This is a genomic window from Streptomyces sp. NPDC051105, assembly GCF_040682795.1.
In the GTDB taxonomy this organism is placed as follows: domain Bacteria; phylum Actinomycetota; class Actinomycetes; order Streptomycetales; family Streptomycetaceae; genus Streptomyces.
Genome location: NZ_JBFBBR010000010.1, coordinates 146,585 through 160,740 on the forward strand (window position 1 = coordinate 146,585; position 14,156 = coordinate 160,740).

Annotated in this window: 15 protein-coding genes, 1 tRNA gene and 1 pseudogene; 8 read left to right on the forward strand and 9 right to left on the reverse strand. The window is 68.7% G+C overall.

Annotated elements, in window-relative coordinates; all coding sequences use genetic code 11:
• Positions 1–252 precede the first annotated feature (252 nt).
• Entirely contained in the window at positions 253–720 is a 468-nt protein-coding gene (locus tag AB0N16_RS25075) for a GatB/YqeY domain-containing protein (RefSeq protein WP_351713699.1), read from the reverse strand.
• Positions 721–822: 102 nt separating this feature from the next.
• On the opposite strand from AB0N16_RS25075, the gene AB0N16_RS25080 reads away from it, so the two are divergent.
• From AB0N16_RS25080 to AB0N16_RS25090, 3 genes are all read left to right on the forward strand, one after another.
• On the forward strand, positions 823–1,749 hold the full coding sequence (locus AB0N16_RS25080; protein ID WP_365800248.1) for a metallophosphoesterase: 927 nt from the start codon (positions 823–825) through the stop codon (positions 1,747–1,749).
• Positions 1,750–1,913: 164 nt separating this feature from the next.
• Positions 1,914–2,672 (forward strand): Pr6Pr family membrane protein, encoded by a 759-nt coding sequence (locus AB0N16_RS25085; protein ID WP_365800250.1) that lies wholly within the window; start codon positions 1,914–1,916, stop codon positions 2,670–2,672.
• Between the two features lie 74 nt (positions 2,673–2,746).
• Positions 2,747–2,820, forward strand: a tRNA-Pro gene (locus AB0N16_RS25090).
• A gap of 201 nt (positions 2,821–3,021) precedes the next feature.
• Here the strand turns inward: AB0N16_RS25090 and AB0N16_RS25095 are convergent.
• The 3 genes from AB0N16_RS25095 to AB0N16_RS25105 all read right to left on the reverse strand — a co-directional run bounded on the left by AB0N16_RS25095 (position 3,022) and on the right by AB0N16_RS25105 (position 5,400).
• Complete coding sequence (locus AB0N16_RS25095; protein WP_365800252.1) at positions 3,022–4,020, reverse strand: DUF4238 domain-containing protein; 999 nt, start codon at positions 4,018–4,020, stop codon at positions 3,022–3,024.
• A 246-nt stretch (positions 4,021–4,266) separates the two neighbouring features.
• A complete protein-coding gene (locus AB0N16_RS25100) occupies positions 4,267–4,608 on the reverse strand; it encodes a hypothetical protein (RefSeq protein WP_365800254.1) in 342 nt (113 codons plus the stop codon).
• Positions 4,609–4,698: 90 nt separating this feature from the next.
• Complete coding sequence (locus AB0N16_RS25105) at positions 4,699–5,400, reverse strand: hypothetical protein (protein WP_365800256.1); 702 nt, start codon at positions 5,398–5,400, stop codon at positions 4,699–4,701.
• Positions 5,401–5,620: 220 nt separating this feature from the next.
• Between AB0N16_RS25105 and AB0N16_RS25110 the strand changes: the two genes are divergently transcribed.
• Positions 5,621–6,127 carry a hypothetical protein gene (locus AB0N16_RS25110; RefSeq protein ID WP_365800258.1) on the forward strand — a complete coding sequence of 169 codons (507 nt, stop codon included), beginning with the start codon at positions 5,621–5,623 and terminating at the stop codon, positions 6,125–6,127.
• 135 nt (positions 6,128–6,262) lie between these two features.
• Positions 6,263–6,997 carry a hypothetical protein gene (locus tag AB0N16_RS25115; RefSeq protein ID WP_365800260.1) on the forward strand — a complete coding sequence of 245 codons (735 nt, stop codon included), beginning with the start codon at positions 6,263–6,265 and terminating at the stop codon, positions 6,995–6,997.
• Between the two features lie 106 nt (positions 6,998–7,103).
• Here the strand turns inward: AB0N16_RS25115 and AB0N16_RS25120 are convergent, their stop codons facing one another.
• The 5 genes from AB0N16_RS25120 to AB0N16_RS25140 all read right to left on the reverse strand — a co-directional run bounded on the left by AB0N16_RS25120 (position 7,104) and on the right by AB0N16_RS25140 (position 10,582).
• Positions 7,104–7,556 carry a DUF5615 family PIN-like protein gene (locus tag AB0N16_RS25120; RefSeq protein WP_365800262.1) on the reverse strand — a complete coding sequence of 151 codons (453 nt, stop codon included), beginning with the start codon at positions 7,554–7,556 and terminating at the stop codon, positions 7,104–7,106.
• On the reverse strand, positions 7,553–8,194 hold the full coding sequence (locus tag AB0N16_RS25125) for a DUF433 domain-containing protein (RefSeq protein ID WP_362327236.1): 642 nt from the start codon (positions 8,192–8,194) through the stop codon (positions 7,553–7,555). Before AB0N16_RS25125 ends, AB0N16_RS25120 begins: the two co-directional genes overlap by 4 nt.
• Before the next feature lie 119 nt (positions 8,195–8,313).
• Entirely contained in the window at positions 8,314–9,831 is a 1,518-nt protein-coding gene (locus AB0N16_RS25130; protein ID WP_365800264.1) for a LacI family DNA-binding transcriptional regulator, read from the reverse strand.
• 38 nt (positions 9,832–9,869) lie between these two features.
• Positions 9,870–10,247, reverse strand: a complete 378-nt coding sequence (locus AB0N16_RS25135; RefSeq protein WP_365800266.1) for a helix-turn-helix domain-containing protein — start codon at positions 10,245–10,247, stop codon at positions 9,870–9,872.
• 77 nt (positions 10,248–10,324) lie between these two features.
• On the reverse strand, positions 10,325–10,582 hold the full coding sequence (locus tag AB0N16_RS25140; RefSeq protein ID WP_046494019.1) for a helix-turn-helix transcriptional regulator: 258 nt from the start codon (positions 10,580–10,582) through the stop codon (positions 10,325–10,327).
• Positions 10,583–11,087: 505 nt separating this feature from the next.
• Between AB0N16_RS25140 and AB0N16_RS25145 the strand changes: the two genes are divergently transcribed.
• The 3 genes and pseudogenes from AB0N16_RS25145 to AB0N16_RS25155 all read left to right on the forward strand — a co-directional run bounded on the left by AB0N16_RS25145 (position 11,088) and on the right by AB0N16_RS25155 (position 14,143).
• Positions 11,088–12,029: a hypothetical protein gene (locus tag AB0N16_RS25145; protein WP_365800268.1), complete on the forward strand. Its 942-nt coding sequence runs from the start codon at positions 11,088–11,090 to the stop codon at positions 12,027–12,029.
• Positions 12,026–12,721: pseudogene (locus AB0N16_RS25150) on the forward strand (ATP-binding protein). The gene AB0N16_RS25145 and the pseudogene AB0N16_RS25150 overlap by 4 nt, the downstream one beginning before the upstream one ends.
• 90 nt (positions 12,722–12,811) lie before the next feature.
• Complete coding sequence (locus tag AB0N16_RS25155; RefSeq protein WP_365800270.1) at positions 12,812–14,143, forward strand: hypothetical protein; 1,332 nt, start codon at positions 12,812–12,814, stop codon at positions 14,141–14,143.
• The last annotated feature ends 13 nt before the right edge of the window (positions 14,144–14,156 follow it).

Consider the following 14,156-nt stretch of genomic DNA (forward strand, 5'->3'; position numbering starts at 1 on the left):
GGCCCCGGGTTTCCCTGCGGCACCTCGTCCCACAGCCCGGCTGGCTCCCTGCGGGCTGACACCCGGTTCCCCCGGGGGGGCCCCCCCCCTGCGCCCTCTCGCAGAGGCGCGGCCCCGCCGTCGTACCGCCCGAAGCCTCCGGTGCTGCCGGAGCCTCCAGGGCTTCCGGTGCCTCCAGGGCTTCCGGTGCTGCCGGTGCTGCCGGTGCCTCCGGTGCTGCCGGTGCCTCCGGTGTCTCCGGTGCTTCTGGTGTCAGCCCTGGAGCCGCTTCTTCACCGCGGCGGCGACGCGGCCGCCCTCGGCCAGTCCGGCCACCTTCGGGTTCACGATCTTCATCACGGCGCCCATGGCCCGCGGTCCCTCGGCGCCCGCCGCCTTCGCCTCCTCGACGGCCGCGGCGACGATCCCGCCCAGCTCCTCGTCGCTGAGCTGCTTGGGCAGGTACTCGTCGAGGAGCTCGCCCTCCGCCTTCTCCCGCTCGGCGCTCTCGGTACGGCCGCCCTGCGCGAAGGCCTCGGCCGCCTCCCGGCGCTTCTTCGCCTCCTTGGCGATCACCTTGAGCACCTCGTCGTCGGAGAGCTCGCGCTTCTCCTTGCCCGCGACCTCCTCCTTGGTGATCGCGGCGAGCGTCAGCCGGAGCGTCGAGGAGCGGAGCTCGTCACGTGCCTTGATCGCGGAGTTGAGGTCGTCGTGCAGCTTCGACTTGAGCGTGGTGGTCATGGCTCCGATTGTCGCAGGTGCCGCACGGGGGCCGCCCGCCGTTTTACCCGCCCTGTCGGCGGCCGGTCACGAGTCCCGCCACGCGTCTGACACGATGGTCATATGCGCGCTCGATACGGAGTACCCCTGGGAATCGCGGCGTTCGGGGCCGCCGGTGTGTTGTACGCGGCCGGCTTCGAGGTCCGTTCGTTCCGCCTGCGCCGGGTGACGGTCCCGGTCCTCCCGCCGGGGATGCGCCCGCTGCGCGTGCTCCAGGTCTCCGACATCCACATGGTGAGCGGGCAGCGCAAGAAGCAGCGCTGGCTGCGGTCGCTGGCGGGCCTGCGCCCGGACTTCGTGATCAACACGGGTGACAACCTGTCCGACCCGGAGGGCATCCCCGAGGTCCTGGACGCGCTCGGGCCCCTGATGGACTTTCCCGGCGCGTACGTCTTCGGCTCCAACGACTACTACGGTCCCAAACCCCGCAACCCCGCCCGCTACTTGCTGGAGAAGACGAGCGGCAAGCACGGCCTCAACGGCAATCCGCCGGTGGTCGGCGCGATCCACCTCCCGTGGGAGGACCTGCGGGACGCGTTCGACGGGGCGGGCTGGCTGAACCTGACGAACACACGCGGTGTCCTCAAGATCGAGGGCGTCTCGGTGGAACTGACGGGACTCGACGACCCGCACATCAAACGGGACCGGTACGTGCAGGTGGCGGGCGGCCCGTCCAGTACCGCGGACTTCTCGATGGGCGTGGTCCACGCCCCGTACCTGCGCGTCCTGGACGCCTTCACGGCCGACGGCTACCCCCTGATCCTGGCCGGCCACACGCACGGCGGCCAGCTCTGCGTCCCCTTCTACGGCGCCCTGGTCACCAACTGCGACCTGGACGCGGACCGCGTGAAGGGCCTCTCGCGGCACACGGCGGAGGGTCGTACGTCGTACCTCCACGTCTCGGCGGGCTGCGGCACGAACCGCTACACCCCGGTCCGCTTCGCCTGCCCGCCGGAGGCGACGCTGCTGACGTTGGTGGGGCGGGAGTAAGAGGGACGAGGCGAGGGCGGGGAGCCGGCCGGGAATCACCGGATCACCCGCCCGGGAACCGCCCTCTCCCCGGGTAACCCACCCACCGGGTAGCCGCTCGCCTCGTAACCCACTCGGCGTAGACCAACATGCCGTCCATGCCCCTTTCTTCCTACCTTGAGGGCATGACGGCTCCGATACCCCGGGACATCCCGGACCTCCCCGCGGTCCCGGGCACGCCCGTGCTGCTGCCCGGATACGTTCCGGCGACGGCGGTGGTGGCCCCCACCCGCCGCCCCCTGACCGCGGTGTTCCGCCTCCTGACGGCCGCGCTGGCGTCGGCGGGCGCGGCCCTGGAGCTGCTCCTGGGCAGCCCGGGGCGGATCATGAGCTACTTCGGGATACAGGCGGCGATCTTCCTGGCCCTGGTCAGCCTGGCCTCGGCCCGCCGCGCCTGGCAGGCATCCCGCCCGCTGACCTCGTCCCTGACCGGCGCGGCGCTGCTCTACATCGTGGCCTCGGCCTTGGTCTACCACCTGCTCCTAGGCCACACCACTCCCCCCTTCTCCATGACGGGGGCGGCACACCCGCCGGTGGCCTGGCACGGCCAGTGGCTGGCCCTGCAGCTCCTCTATACGGCGTCACCGGTGGCCGCGCTCGTGGACTGGCTCATCCTCACGCCCCCCGGTCGCCTCCACCTCCGCCAGACGGCGGCCTGGATGCTCTACCCCTTGGCCTACCTGGCGTTCTTCCTCACCCGAGCGGAGCTGCTCCTCCCCGGCACGCCGGGCCGCTACCTCTACCCCTTCCTGGACGCAGAGCAACACGGCTACCGCGGCGCCCTCGCCAACGCCCTCCTCGTGGGCCTCGCCTTCTACGCCCTGGCGGTGCTCCTGGTGGCCCTGGACCACACCCGCCCGAACCCGGTCGGCCGCCGCCCATAAACCGGATTTCGTCTCCAGCCACCAGTGGGCTAGAGTAAACGACGTCGCCGCGGCAAGCAGCACAGCAGCGACATCGGGGTGTAGCGCAGCTTGGCAGCGCGCTTCGTTCGGGACGAAGAGGTCGTGGGTTCAAATCCCGCCACCCCGACGCTGAAGTACCAGGTCAGGGGCCTGATCCGCATCGCGGGTCGGGCCCCTGAGTGGTTCCTGGAGATCGCTTGGGAGAAATCTGGGAGAAGATCTTGGTCGGCTTCTCCCAGAGGGTGCCAGCACCTGTCGCACGGGGTGCGTCCCATCCAGGGGCTGGCTGCTACACGTTCGCGAATCCGGGGTCTACCGAGTATGCAATTCAGGCGGCGGGCCCGTCAGCAGCAGCGGCCTCGGGGGCACCGGCAGGGCCGTCTGGCAGCAGGAAGCTCTCCAGGGGCTGGCTGATCTCCATCTCGCGTTCTCGCACTGGCGGCAGTTCGATCCCCTCCAGGGGGTTGTCCTCCGGATGGTGGAACAATTCCTTGCGCGCGTTCCACGCGAGGCGGTGGTTCAGCTCCTTGGCCACCTTGGTGGTCGCCGGGAATACGAAGTCCGGTCCGGGTGACGTCATGATGATGGCCGCCCTCCGGTCGATCGGCATGAGGATCGCGGCTGCATTGCCTATGCCAACTCCGCGCCAACTCGGCGTCTCCGGGTGGCGCATCAGCGTCACCGGATGGTCCGGGATCAGCAGCGTCCGGCGCTGGAACCGGCACAGGCCCCAGGAGCGCCTCATGAACACCTCGTAGGCCGTCTTCATGGACTGAGCCATTGACGCCATGTGGTCGTTGACCGGCATCTCGACGTAGTAGCTGTCGAAGTCCGTCATCTCCTCCCACAGCGCCTCCACCTCGGCATCCGAGACGGGCCCTGCGGCGTCCTCTTCGAGGCGTCGACGGATTTCGGGCTTCCCTCCCATGGCGATGAGGATCTTGCCGAGCTGGTCCGCCATCTCTTTGTGGGCTGTGCGAGCGGCCGGGATCCGCGCGTGCTGCGCTGCGATCCACTCGGCGACTATCGCCCGGTCCTCGACCAACAGGGGCCATGTTCCGTTGATGACCTTGCGGATGACCTTCGCGGCCTTCCCCTCCAACTCGGCGAGCAGGTCTTCCACGGTGTCGTCGAGCTCGCCCGACGCGTCCCGCATCGAATAGAAGTCGCGGTGAACTGTGACGTCGGCGATCCCGCACAAGCGGGGCTCGCTTCCGTCGAGGGGGACGCGAACGAGACGCTCGCCGTCGGCGAATCGTCGCAGGAGTAGGCGCGGAACGGTGTGATGGCGGCGCTTCAGCTTCGCCTTCTCGGAGGACTTGCTCATGTCGTGACGATACGGGCAGGCGCTGACATCGACGTGGGCATTTTTCGGGTGGACCGGCCGACCGCCTCGCCGCCCCGTACTGACTCGCCCGGGCGCCTGGGCAGGAGACTTGGGGAGCGGAGCACGAGCCGGGCGGTCATTGGCCCCAATGGCTCGCCGCTGTCCTCGATCCGTCGCTGGCCGCGGAACCGGTCTCCGCAGCGAGCCAGAAGCCGCTATGGATGACGCCATACGATTCGGGGGACCTCACTGCGCTGCCCCCTCGGATTCGTCCGCTGCGGACGGGTGGACGTACCTTCCTTCGTTGAACGGGGTGAACCACGCCTTGAACGACATGGGCGCTACTCCGAGAGCCGCCCCGACGGCGCTCTCGTCAATCCCGTCCGTGGAATCGTCGTAGAGCCACTCGTGATCCATGTCCTCGTAGACGTTGTTCGCGAACGCGTCGAGAGCGGCCGAGACGCCGTCGTTGAGCAGCCCGAAGGTCTCCAGTGTTACGTTCGTCTCATTCAGCAGGAGCCTCAGGGCGAGTTCCTCGGCGACGCAGCTCAACTGCTGGAAGCTGCCGTCCGTGAAGCGTGTGGTCATGGCGATCACTGTCACCAGGAAGCGGCGGGCGAAGCGGGCGTCGTACTGGAGGGCGTATCGCTCGGGAAGGTCCTCGAAGTGCCACAGAGGTCAGTCGCATTCCGCGGCGTTGGTCTCCTCCTGTGTCAGGGTCTGCACGTCCTGGAACAGCTCCTCCACCAAGATGTCCGTCGCGTACACCAAGGCACCAGCAGCGAGTTTGGCGTCCTCCGGCGAGACGGTGAACTCGTTGTCACCGTCTTCTTCCTCGTCGTCTTCGTCGTCTTCGTCGTCGAGGACGCCGAACATTACGGGCGGGAAGGAGCGCAGCTCGTCTGCCAGTGCCAGCATCTGACCGCGCACTTCTTCGGCTTTCGCCTCGGCGTCGTAGCTCTCTTTGTCGTCCTCGGCCGTGGGATGCTCGGTATGCCGGGCCTTACGGTCAGCCGGATTATCGGGCGGGGCCTCGGGACCGTCTGCGGCGTCGAGACTCTCCTGAGCGAGCTCCGGGTGCAGTTCGACCTCGCATCGCTCGATCTGCCAGTCAGCCAACAGCTCGGACCGGTCCAGCAGTTCACCCACGACGGAACGCACCGCCTCCTCGGCGAATTCCAGGGCAGGAGCATCCACGAACACTTTCAGAAGCGCTCCGCCCGGGTAGACGGCCACGATGCAGTCGAGGAGATCGACTTCCATGCCGTCGGGTCCCTCGATGGCCTCGACCGAGTCGAAGCCGTCCTCGATGAGCGCCACGGCGCCGGCGCGCTGAAGTGGGTCCATCTCCGGAGTGCCCTCCGGGATGTGGGCGTCCACGGTCACTACGTATGTCACGCGTCTGATCCTGGCAGGGATGTGCCGCACGACGGGAAGGAATCCGCTCAATCACGAACACTACGCATCGAGTCCGGCTGATTGACGGCGACGGCAACGAGACCGGCGGCCGCAGGCTCGACCAGATGTACACCCTCAACCGGATCCTCGACGGTGACGCCTTCTACATGAAGATCACCGACTAGCAGAAGGGCAGCGGTTCATGGCGCTCCTGGCCGAATACAGCTGCAAGGCCACACCGGCCCGCCGTGTCGTGGAGGTGTACGACGCCGACGCCTACCTAAGCGACGACGAGGCCATGGCCGCCGCCCACAGGCAGGTGGTGGCCGGCAACGGTTACCACCTGTACATCCGCAGTCTGCAACCCGACATCGGCGTCGAGGTCACCATCCGTGTCTGGGACACCCCGCCGGCCCCGCCCGCCGACGTGGAAGGCCAGGTCCCCGTGAGTATCGAGTCCGAAACCGGCATCCTCGTCGTCAACCAACTCGAATACGGCCCAGCAGGAGAAATGACCCTGCCTCGCCCCGGCGTCTACGAAGGCCACGCGTGGTGGGAAGGCCGCCAGGCGACCGCCGACTACTACGAGAAACAGCCTCGACCACCCCACGGACGACACCTTCGAAGACCGCCTCACCCAAGCATGGAACAACTGCCCCGTCACCGAACGCTACGTCCTCGACCTCGCCTACATCCGCGAACCCGTTGATGAAGACGACCTCTGAAATCCGTACGTGCCAGCGTGACAGCAGCGTCAAAGGACCCGCCTCGATGCCTGCGAACGCTGGCATGATGCGCGCACATCGGAACCAGAGACGACAGTGACGAGGCGTACGTAGTCGGCTTGTGCAACCAGGTTCTCGGCGAGACCGCGCTGACCCAGCACAAGTTCGACTGGCTGCAGGGAGACCCCGGGACGGGCGGCCGACGTGCCAAACTCCCGGTCGACGCCTACTGGCCCGGCCACCAACTCGTGGTCGAGTACCGAGAACTCCAGCACGACCAGCCCATGCCCCACTTCGACAAGCCCGACAGGCTCACCGTCAGCGGCGTCCACCGGGGCGAGCAGCGGGCACTGTACGACGCCCGCCGTGATGCGGAGATTCCCGCGCACGGACTGCGGCTGATCGTGATCCGGCCGGCCGACCTCGATGCGGACGGTCGCGGACGACTGCGCCGCACCCAGGAGGCGGACCTGGCCGCGCTGAAGAGGATCCTGGCACGCCACAGCGACGAGGACCGGGTCACCGACGCCTTCCGAACGTGGCTTCTCGCCGAGGGCTGGACAACGGTCGACCCCAAGGACCGTTGGACCGATCTCGAAGCCGTGCGAGGCGATGAGCGGCTGATCTGCGAAGCCAAGGACCGCACCAGTGAGAAGGGAATCGACGCCGACATCGCCTACGGGCAGTTGCTGCGGAGGATGACGAGCCAGGAACCCCACACACGGTACGCGCTGGTGGTGCCGTCCTCGTCCGTCAAGGCCGTCCAGCGCGTTCCGGCACATGTTCGCAGGCTGTTGCGCATCGACGTGTACGAGGTGACGGACGACGACGTGGTCCGCCGACTGCTGGCATAGGCGGGTTCCTGTCTCGGACCACTGCGCCCCGGTGCAAGGCGAGCCAGCCACAGGGCAGCCCGTTCGGCGTTGATTCGCGGAGCTGACGCTGGCGGGCGACCCGGGCTCAGGATGTGGGCCAGTGCTTCGGCGGGGATGCCTTTGGGTCGGTGATCTGCAGACGGTTGTGGCGCGAGGGGTCGACGGCGGTGAGGGACACCAGCCGCTGCCCGTCGGCCCCTTCGAGTTCGGCAATGGCGTGCGGCAGCGCGGCACACACGGTGGCTATCGCGGTGCCGAGGCCGACCAGGCCGCCGTGCTTGTTGTTCTGGCGGTACTGGATGCGGTGGAGTCCCGACCGCGCGATCGCCTCGACTTCCATGGGCCGGTTCAGTTGCTTGGCGTCATTGGTGATGATCACCTGGAAGCCCCCCGCCTTGGCCTTCGCGTACAGCTCGATGTCCTTCGTGCCGGCCCAACCGTCCAGCTCGTGGACGTGCACCACGTCGTGCGCGGTAAGGAGAATGCGCACGATCTCTGCCATGGGCCTGGGGACGTTCTCGTCGAGCAGCAGCTTCAAGCGGCAACCTGCCGAGAGCCATCGACGTAGCTGTCCACGTAGTCGCTGAAATCGACCGCGTCGCGTGCAGCCGCAGCACTGACCCCTGGGTAGAAGTCGCCGACCCGGTCCGGGGGGACACCATCCCGCACCAGGGCAGCCACCTCGGCCGCCGGGATCCGCGTTCCTTCGATGACGGGTTCACCGCCACGCACCGCGGAGTCGACGGCGACGTGGTCACGCGGCTTCAGCAGGTCCGGAATGTGGCGGCCGTCCTTGTAAAAGGGCGCGAGTACATCCACCAACTGGTGGATGACCACGTTCCCGCCTCTGATCAGATCGACCGCCTGCTCGGGCTCCGCAAGGTAGATCGTGTCCGGTCCCGCGACAAGCGCGTAGGAAGACAGGTGCTCACGCTCGCCCAGGTCCTCTCGGAGCGTGTCCACCGCCCTGCGGATCTTCTGCAGCGACGTCTCCTTGCGAAGCTTCACGCAGGCCCGCAGAGCGACCACGTCGCGGAAGGAATAAAGGATCGGGCGTGAGTCGGAGACCTCCGGAACGAGGAGCGCGCCCTTCGTGCCGGAAGCGCGGCGCCAGTGGGAGAGCTGCCGCAGGGTCGCGCCGGAAAGGGCTGCGGCGAGCTTGGGCTCATACGACACCGCGTTCCTCCTCTCCGCCCCCATCGGATCTTTGGTGACCGTACTCCATTCTCATGCCTTCCGCCGAGATCGGAAAAGACAGGCTCCGTTCGAGGTAATCGGAGCCCGTCTCCCGACCATCAGGCCATCGTCGTGGTGCGAGCGCGCAGTAGCCGATCGAGTACGGTGACCGGCGAGCGTGGGTGCAGGTTCCGACGGACGTCGAGCGCTGCTTCCCACTGCCCGGTCAGACCAGCCTTGAGACGCTCACGCATGCCAGGGGTCACGTGGGCGTACCGCGCCGAGACTGAGCCGTCGATGTGGCCCATGCGTTCGTCCATCAGCACCTTCTCGGTACCGAGGTCCTCCATGTGCGTGCGGTGGGAGTGGCGCAACCCATGCGGAGTGAGCCCCCTGGCGATGGGCAGCCAGCAGGCGTCGGCCCGGCCGTGGGCGTTGCGGCCGCGCACCGGGACACCGGGCCAGGGCTCGCCGAGCAGCGGGACCGGGCGGGCCTCCTGCGGTGCCTTCTTCGGGTACCAGCCGAAGGTGGCGGGCGCGAACAGCCAGGTGGCGAAGCCGTTGCGGCGCCAGTGGGCGGCGTTCTCCGTCGGGGTGCCGCCACGTACGAAGTTCAGCTCGGCCATCGCGAGTTCGACGCGAGCGCGGGTGTCCTCCTGTACGCGTTCGGAATGGTTGAGGACGTTGGACACGGTGCCGGTGGAGACGTCCGCGCGGCGGGCGACGTCCACCAGCTTGGCACCGGTGTGTCCGCCGGTGCGGGCGGTGCCCTGGCCGCGGAAGACGTAGCGCCTTCCGTGGCAGGGGCACGACGTCGGTTTCGTACGGGCGACGTGGTCGGCGACCAGGGCCGACAGCCAGTCCATCGCGTCGATGGTGCGGTAGCTGTCGTCCTTGGGCGGGCAGCGGATCAGCTCACCCGAGTCCAGTTCGTACAGCTGGTGTTCGACGCGTATGGCGCCGGGCCGGGCGAACTCGGTCTCCAGGCCGACGATTTCGCCCCACCGCATCCCCGTGTAGCCCTTGAGGATCACGGCCACGAACTCGTCGTCGCGGCCGGACAGCAGGGCCGCGCGTTCGGCGATGAGGAGCAGACCGAGCGGGTCGGTGATGACCTTCTCCGGACCTCGGTCGCGGGAGCGGCCGGCGCGTTTGCCGCGCCCGCGCCGCTTGGCTGCGGGGTTGGAGGCGATGAGGCCCTCGTCCACGGCGTCTTCCAGGATGAGGTGTAGCGTCGAGCGCCACGTCTTGACACTGGATGCCGCATAGACGGCCTTCTCCCGCTTCTCCCAGGTGTCCACGTCCGTGCGGAGGATGCCGGCGAGAGCCTTGTCCTCGAACTCCGGGAGCAGATGCTCCTCGATGTGGCGCCGGTAGTTCTGCATGGTGGACGCGGCCAGGTCCTGGGCGTCGTACCAGCGGCTGGCGTACCCGCCGAACGTCTCCTGTCCGGCCGCCGGATCGCGCCAGGTGCCGCGCCGGACCTTGGCTTCTTCCTCGTCCGCGGCCTGTTTGGCCTCCCGCTTGGTGGCGAACTTGAGCACCGCGCCCGTCGGGTCGATGACGGTGCCGTACTTGCCCTCGCTGACCTTGTATCGACCGCGCCAGTAACTGCCGCGCTTCTCTGCGAAGCCCAAGCCTCGTACCCCTCCTTCCTCGGATGTGCCGGGTACAGCTACGCAGCAGTGCCGTACTGGGACCTGCGGGGCGGTCGAGCCCTGAGACGTGGGACGGAGGACGTGGAGGGCCGCGTCTGCCGAGTCGGACGCGGCGACGTCATAGCCGACTCCGGCAGACCGGCCGGTGACGGCGTCCCCTGGGCTCGCTGTGGCGCCGGCTCTTCGTGGATGCGGATGATCTCGGCCAGGTGGTCCGCAGTGAAGCGGTACGCGCGGCCGACTCGCGTGTGCGGTATCAGACGCCGGCGCGCGCGGTCCTTGACCCACCAGGCTGAGCAGCCGAGGGTCTCGGCGATCTCCTCGGCGCGGTAGAGACGGGGCAGGGCGGCTTCACCATCCGTTCGGTGCGGAAGGCGTGCAAGGGAAGGGGGCATCGGGGGGTGGGGCAAGAGGGGTGGGTCCTTACTCGGTGGAGGATGCTCGGTCAGGGGCGGTGGGTGGCGGGCCCGCCTCAGGTGGTGCTCGGTCCCTCCAGCAGCACGAGGGGTGAGACGAGGAGTGCTTCGGCTATCGCGACGAGGTCGTCGACGTCGCAGCGCCGCTGGGCACGTTCGATTCGGGACAGCATCGTGTTGGACATCGGCCGGCCAAGGGCGGTGACGCGGTCGGCCAACTGGCGCTGGGCGAGACCGCGTTCGGTGCGGAGGATTTCGATGGTGTGGGCGGTCCGTATTCCCGCCGGACCCATTTCCAGAGAACGTGCTGCCATAGCTCCATTTGTAGCGCGCATTCCCCGGTTTGGTTAACCGGGGATCGTCGGCTATGTTGCGCCCGCTTGGTCAGCGAGCAGGGCGAAATTCCAGTCCCCCACTCTGACGTCACGCGACCCGACACAGACACCTCGATGTGCTTCTGACGTGGGGTGTTGTGTTGTAGCTTCGCCGTTGCCGACGCGTCAACGGCTTCCCGGTGTGATGCTTCTGGCTCGGTCGACAGGGCAACTATTTGGTCAACCGGCGATCGTGCCCTACGGTTTTGGTCCCGCCCGCTACCAGCCTGATTTCTTGCGGCCTTTCTGCCGTGAGAGATTGCGCCGGATCGGGCTGGACTTGCGCGACTTGGGTGTGGCTATGTTGACGACACCTCCCGGAAAACGCAGTCGGTTCGCAGTGCACCCCGCGCCAACAGCCCGCCCCCTCCGTTCGAATCCCGCCCCGACCGACGGTGAGCCGTGGTGTCCACCCACAGGCCGCCGAGTAAGGACCGCCCCGCTCTTGGCACGAATCCGCACCATCAAGCCCGAAGCCTTCGTCTCCGAGTCCCTGGCCACCGTCTCCCTGACCGCGGAGCGCACCTTCCTCGGCCTGCTTACCCAGGCCGATGACCAAGGCCGCCATCGCGACCACGCCGCGATCATCGCGGGCCAGTTGTGGGTCCTGCGCCCGGAGCACACCCCGCCCGATGTCGAGACGGACCTCGCCCAGCTCACTGACGCCGGGCTGATCTGCCGCTACAAGGGGCCGGACGACAAGCGCTACCTGCACATCGTCACCTGGCACCAGCACCAGAAGATCAACCGGCCCAGCAAGAGCCGCCTCCCCGCCTGCCCCCACCACGACACACCGGTCGGCCCCGCGCCAGGCGTCGTCGCGCTGACCGCGCGGGCCAGCATCACGGAGCCCGCAGTGCAGCCTCACGGAACCCTCCGTGACAGCTCCGGGCAAGTGCGCGAGCCTGCGATGAATCCTTGCACCGATGACGAACCCGCAGTTCAGAGCGATTTCACGGAGCCCTCCGTGAGGGAGCAGGGAGGGATCAGTGAGACAGCAGTGACGCCTCACGGTCTGGATCTAGGACCTAGGATCATGGATCTAGGAAATACCCCTTCGGGGGGCGCGAGCGACCCCGCACCCGACACCGCCTCGACACAGCAGCTCATCGCCGAGTACGCCGCCGCCTGCGCACACCGCCCGCCCAAGGGCGTTCTGGGCCACCTCGGCCGGGAGATACGCAAGCTCGTCGACGAGGGCATCACCCCCGCCCACATCCGGGCCGGACTCGAACGACACCGCGCCAAGGGCCTGCACCCCAGCACCCTGCCGAGCCTGGTGCACGAGGCCATGAACGCGACCCCCGCCACACCAACCGCGCCGGTTGCCCACAGGGCGTGGACAAACCCCACCGACGTCGAAGCCGCCTTCGGAGGTGACCTCTGACCTCCACCCTCACCCGCGAGCCCCACCGGGTCGGCCCGCTCACCGACCGGCTCAACGGCATCCTGGCCAGCCGCGGCATTGACCCTGGTGCCACAGCCAAGGCTCCGCCGACGGAGCCTGTCACGGCCCTGGAGCTGGCGGACGCCCGTATCCCCGCCCGCTACCGCCGCGCCCTGGCCGACCAGTCGCAGGTCACCGCCTGGGCTGACGAGATCGCCCGCGCCGGACGCCCCGGCCCCGGTGGACCCGGTATCGCCGAAGGCCCGTCGCTACTGATCGCGGGCCCCACCGGCACCGGCAAGACCTACCAGGCGTACGGCGCCGTCCGCGGCCTCCTCAGCCGCGGCGTCCGACTGCGCTAGGAAGCTACCACCTCCGCCGACCTGCACGCGCGCATCCGTCCGCGTGCCGGCCACGACGCCGAACGCGACCTGCAGACCCTGGCCCGCTGCCCGCTACTGCTCCTGGACGACCTCGGCGCGGCCAAGACCAGCGAGTGGACCGAGGAGCTGACCTACCGGCTCATCAACCACCGGTACGAGCACATGCTCCCCACCCTCATCACCACCAATCTCCCCACCGCCGAGCTCCGCGCCACCCTCGGCGACCGCGTCGCCTCCCGCCTCGCCGAGATGACCGAACGCGTCATCCTCACCGGCCCCGACCGACGCCGCACCGCACCAGCCGTCTGACCGGCTGGCGCTCTCTTCCGCACCGTCTCGCATCGCCCGCCCGCGCTTCCGCCTGCCCTCGAACGTGAGGGCCCCTTGGAGAGCCTCTGCATGACGCCTGGCACCACCACGCTCATCAGCGCCAATGGCACCGGAACACCCATGCCGCACTGGACCACCGCTCCCGCGGCCATCGCGGCGCTGCTCCTCGTCGCCGTCCTGTCTGCCACACGGCTCCTGCGTCGGCGCCTACGAACGCAGGACGCCGGACGGCGCCGTAACACCGCCGCGATCCCAATCGCCGCCGTCGCCGCGATCGGCTGCACTGCCTACAGCGCGGACACCAGCTGGCGGTTCGCCGCCGACTACCTCGACATGGGCAGCACCATCGAGCGCGCCGCGATGTTCGCCGCCGCCGAGCTCGCCCTGTTCGCGACCGCCCTGCTGGCCCGGCAGAACCTCAACAGCCCGAAGCAGGCACCCGGCCTGCCCGGCACCCTCACCTGGGTGATCACCGCCGTGCAGGTCCTGCCCGCCTACGCCGAATCCGGGCCGGTGGGCGGAACGGTGCGGGGCTTCGTCGGCCCGGTCATGGCGGCCATGCTCTGGCACCTGGCCATGGGCATCGAGCTGCGCCACCGCAGCCCGCACGCCGACTCCCGGAGCCTGGCCGCCGTCCTCGCCCGACAGGCACGCGAACGGCTCCTCGCCCGGCTCTCGATCGCAGACCGGGACGCGGACGCCGCCCGGATCATCCGCGAGCGCGCCCTCGACCAGGCCGTCACACTGATTCTCCGCGCAGAAGCCATGACGCCTTCGAAACGCACCAAGTGGCGAGGCCAGCGCCTCACCCGCCGCCTGCACCAGGCCCTGGAGCAGGCCGACATCGACCGCGACGAACGCCAAGACGAGCTGCTGCTGCGCAAGCTCGCCACCCGCCAACAGGCCACTGCCCTGGCCTCCAAGCCGCTGCCCGCGCGATGGCCCGATACCACCGCGCGCACGAGGGGCGGCTCCGCGACGGCCCGCCCGCGGGCCACGGCAGAAGAACGGGCAGAGACTCCGGGCCGCCCGCCCACCAAGGTCGCGGGCGATGACACCGCCGACCGGGCATCCCGCCCTCAGCCCGAAACCCGCCCGCAACAGCCCGCCCGCACCACTGTCAGCCCGGAACCAGAACCGGGCGAGGGGCCACCAGGCGACGATCCAGGCACGGCCTCGCGGGCGGAGTCGAAGCGCCCGGGCTCCAAACCGCGCGCGACACGGGGCCTCCTCAATAAGTACGCCCAGGACCTCTACCGCGAGCACGGACGTCTCTCCCGCGACCTGCTGGAGGAAGCCGTGCGCAAGGACGGCTACAGCGTGGCCAGCGACACCGCCGGAGAGGTGGTCCGCGCCGTCAAGGCCGAGCTGCCGACCGCGCCCGCCGGCCACCCGCGCTGAGACGCCCCCCAAA

Coding starts and splice junctions, on each gene's coding strand:
- AB0N16_RS25135 (WP_365800266.1), bottom strand. CDS start 10,247: ATGCCCCCTTCCCTTGCACGCCTTCCGCACCGAACGGATGGTGAAGCC.
- AB0N16_RS25140 (WP_046494019.1), bottom strand. CDS start 10,582: ATGGCAGCACGTTCTCTGGAAATGGGTCCGGCGGGAATACGGACCGCC.
- AB0N16_RS25155 (WP_365800270.1), top strand. CDS start 12,812: ATGACGCCTGGCACCACCACGCTCATCAGCGCCAATGGCACCGGAACA.
- AB0N16_RS25075 (WP_351713699.1), bottom strand. CDS start 720: ATGACCACCACGCTCAAGTCGAAGCTGCACGACGACCTCAACTCCGCG.
- AB0N16_RS25100 (WP_365800254.1), bottom strand. CDS start 4,608: ATGACCACACGCTTCACGGACGGCAGCTTCCAGCAGTTGAGCTGCGTC.
- AB0N16_RS25085 (WP_365800250.1), top strand. CDS start 1,914: ATGACGGCTCCGATACCCCGGGACATCCCGGACCTCCCCGCGGTCCCG.
- AB0N16_RS25095 (WP_365800252.1), bottom strand. CDS start 4,020: ATGAGCAAGTCCTCCGAGAAGGCGAAGCTGAAGCGCCGCCATCACACC.
- AB0N16_RS25080 (WP_365800248.1), top strand. CDS start 823: ATGCGCGCTCGATACGGAGTACCCCTGGGAATCGCGGCGTTCGGGGCC.
- AB0N16_RS25110 (WP_365800258.1), top strand. CDS start 5,621: ATGGCGCTCCTGGCCGAATACAGCTGCAAGGCCACACCGGCCCGCCGT.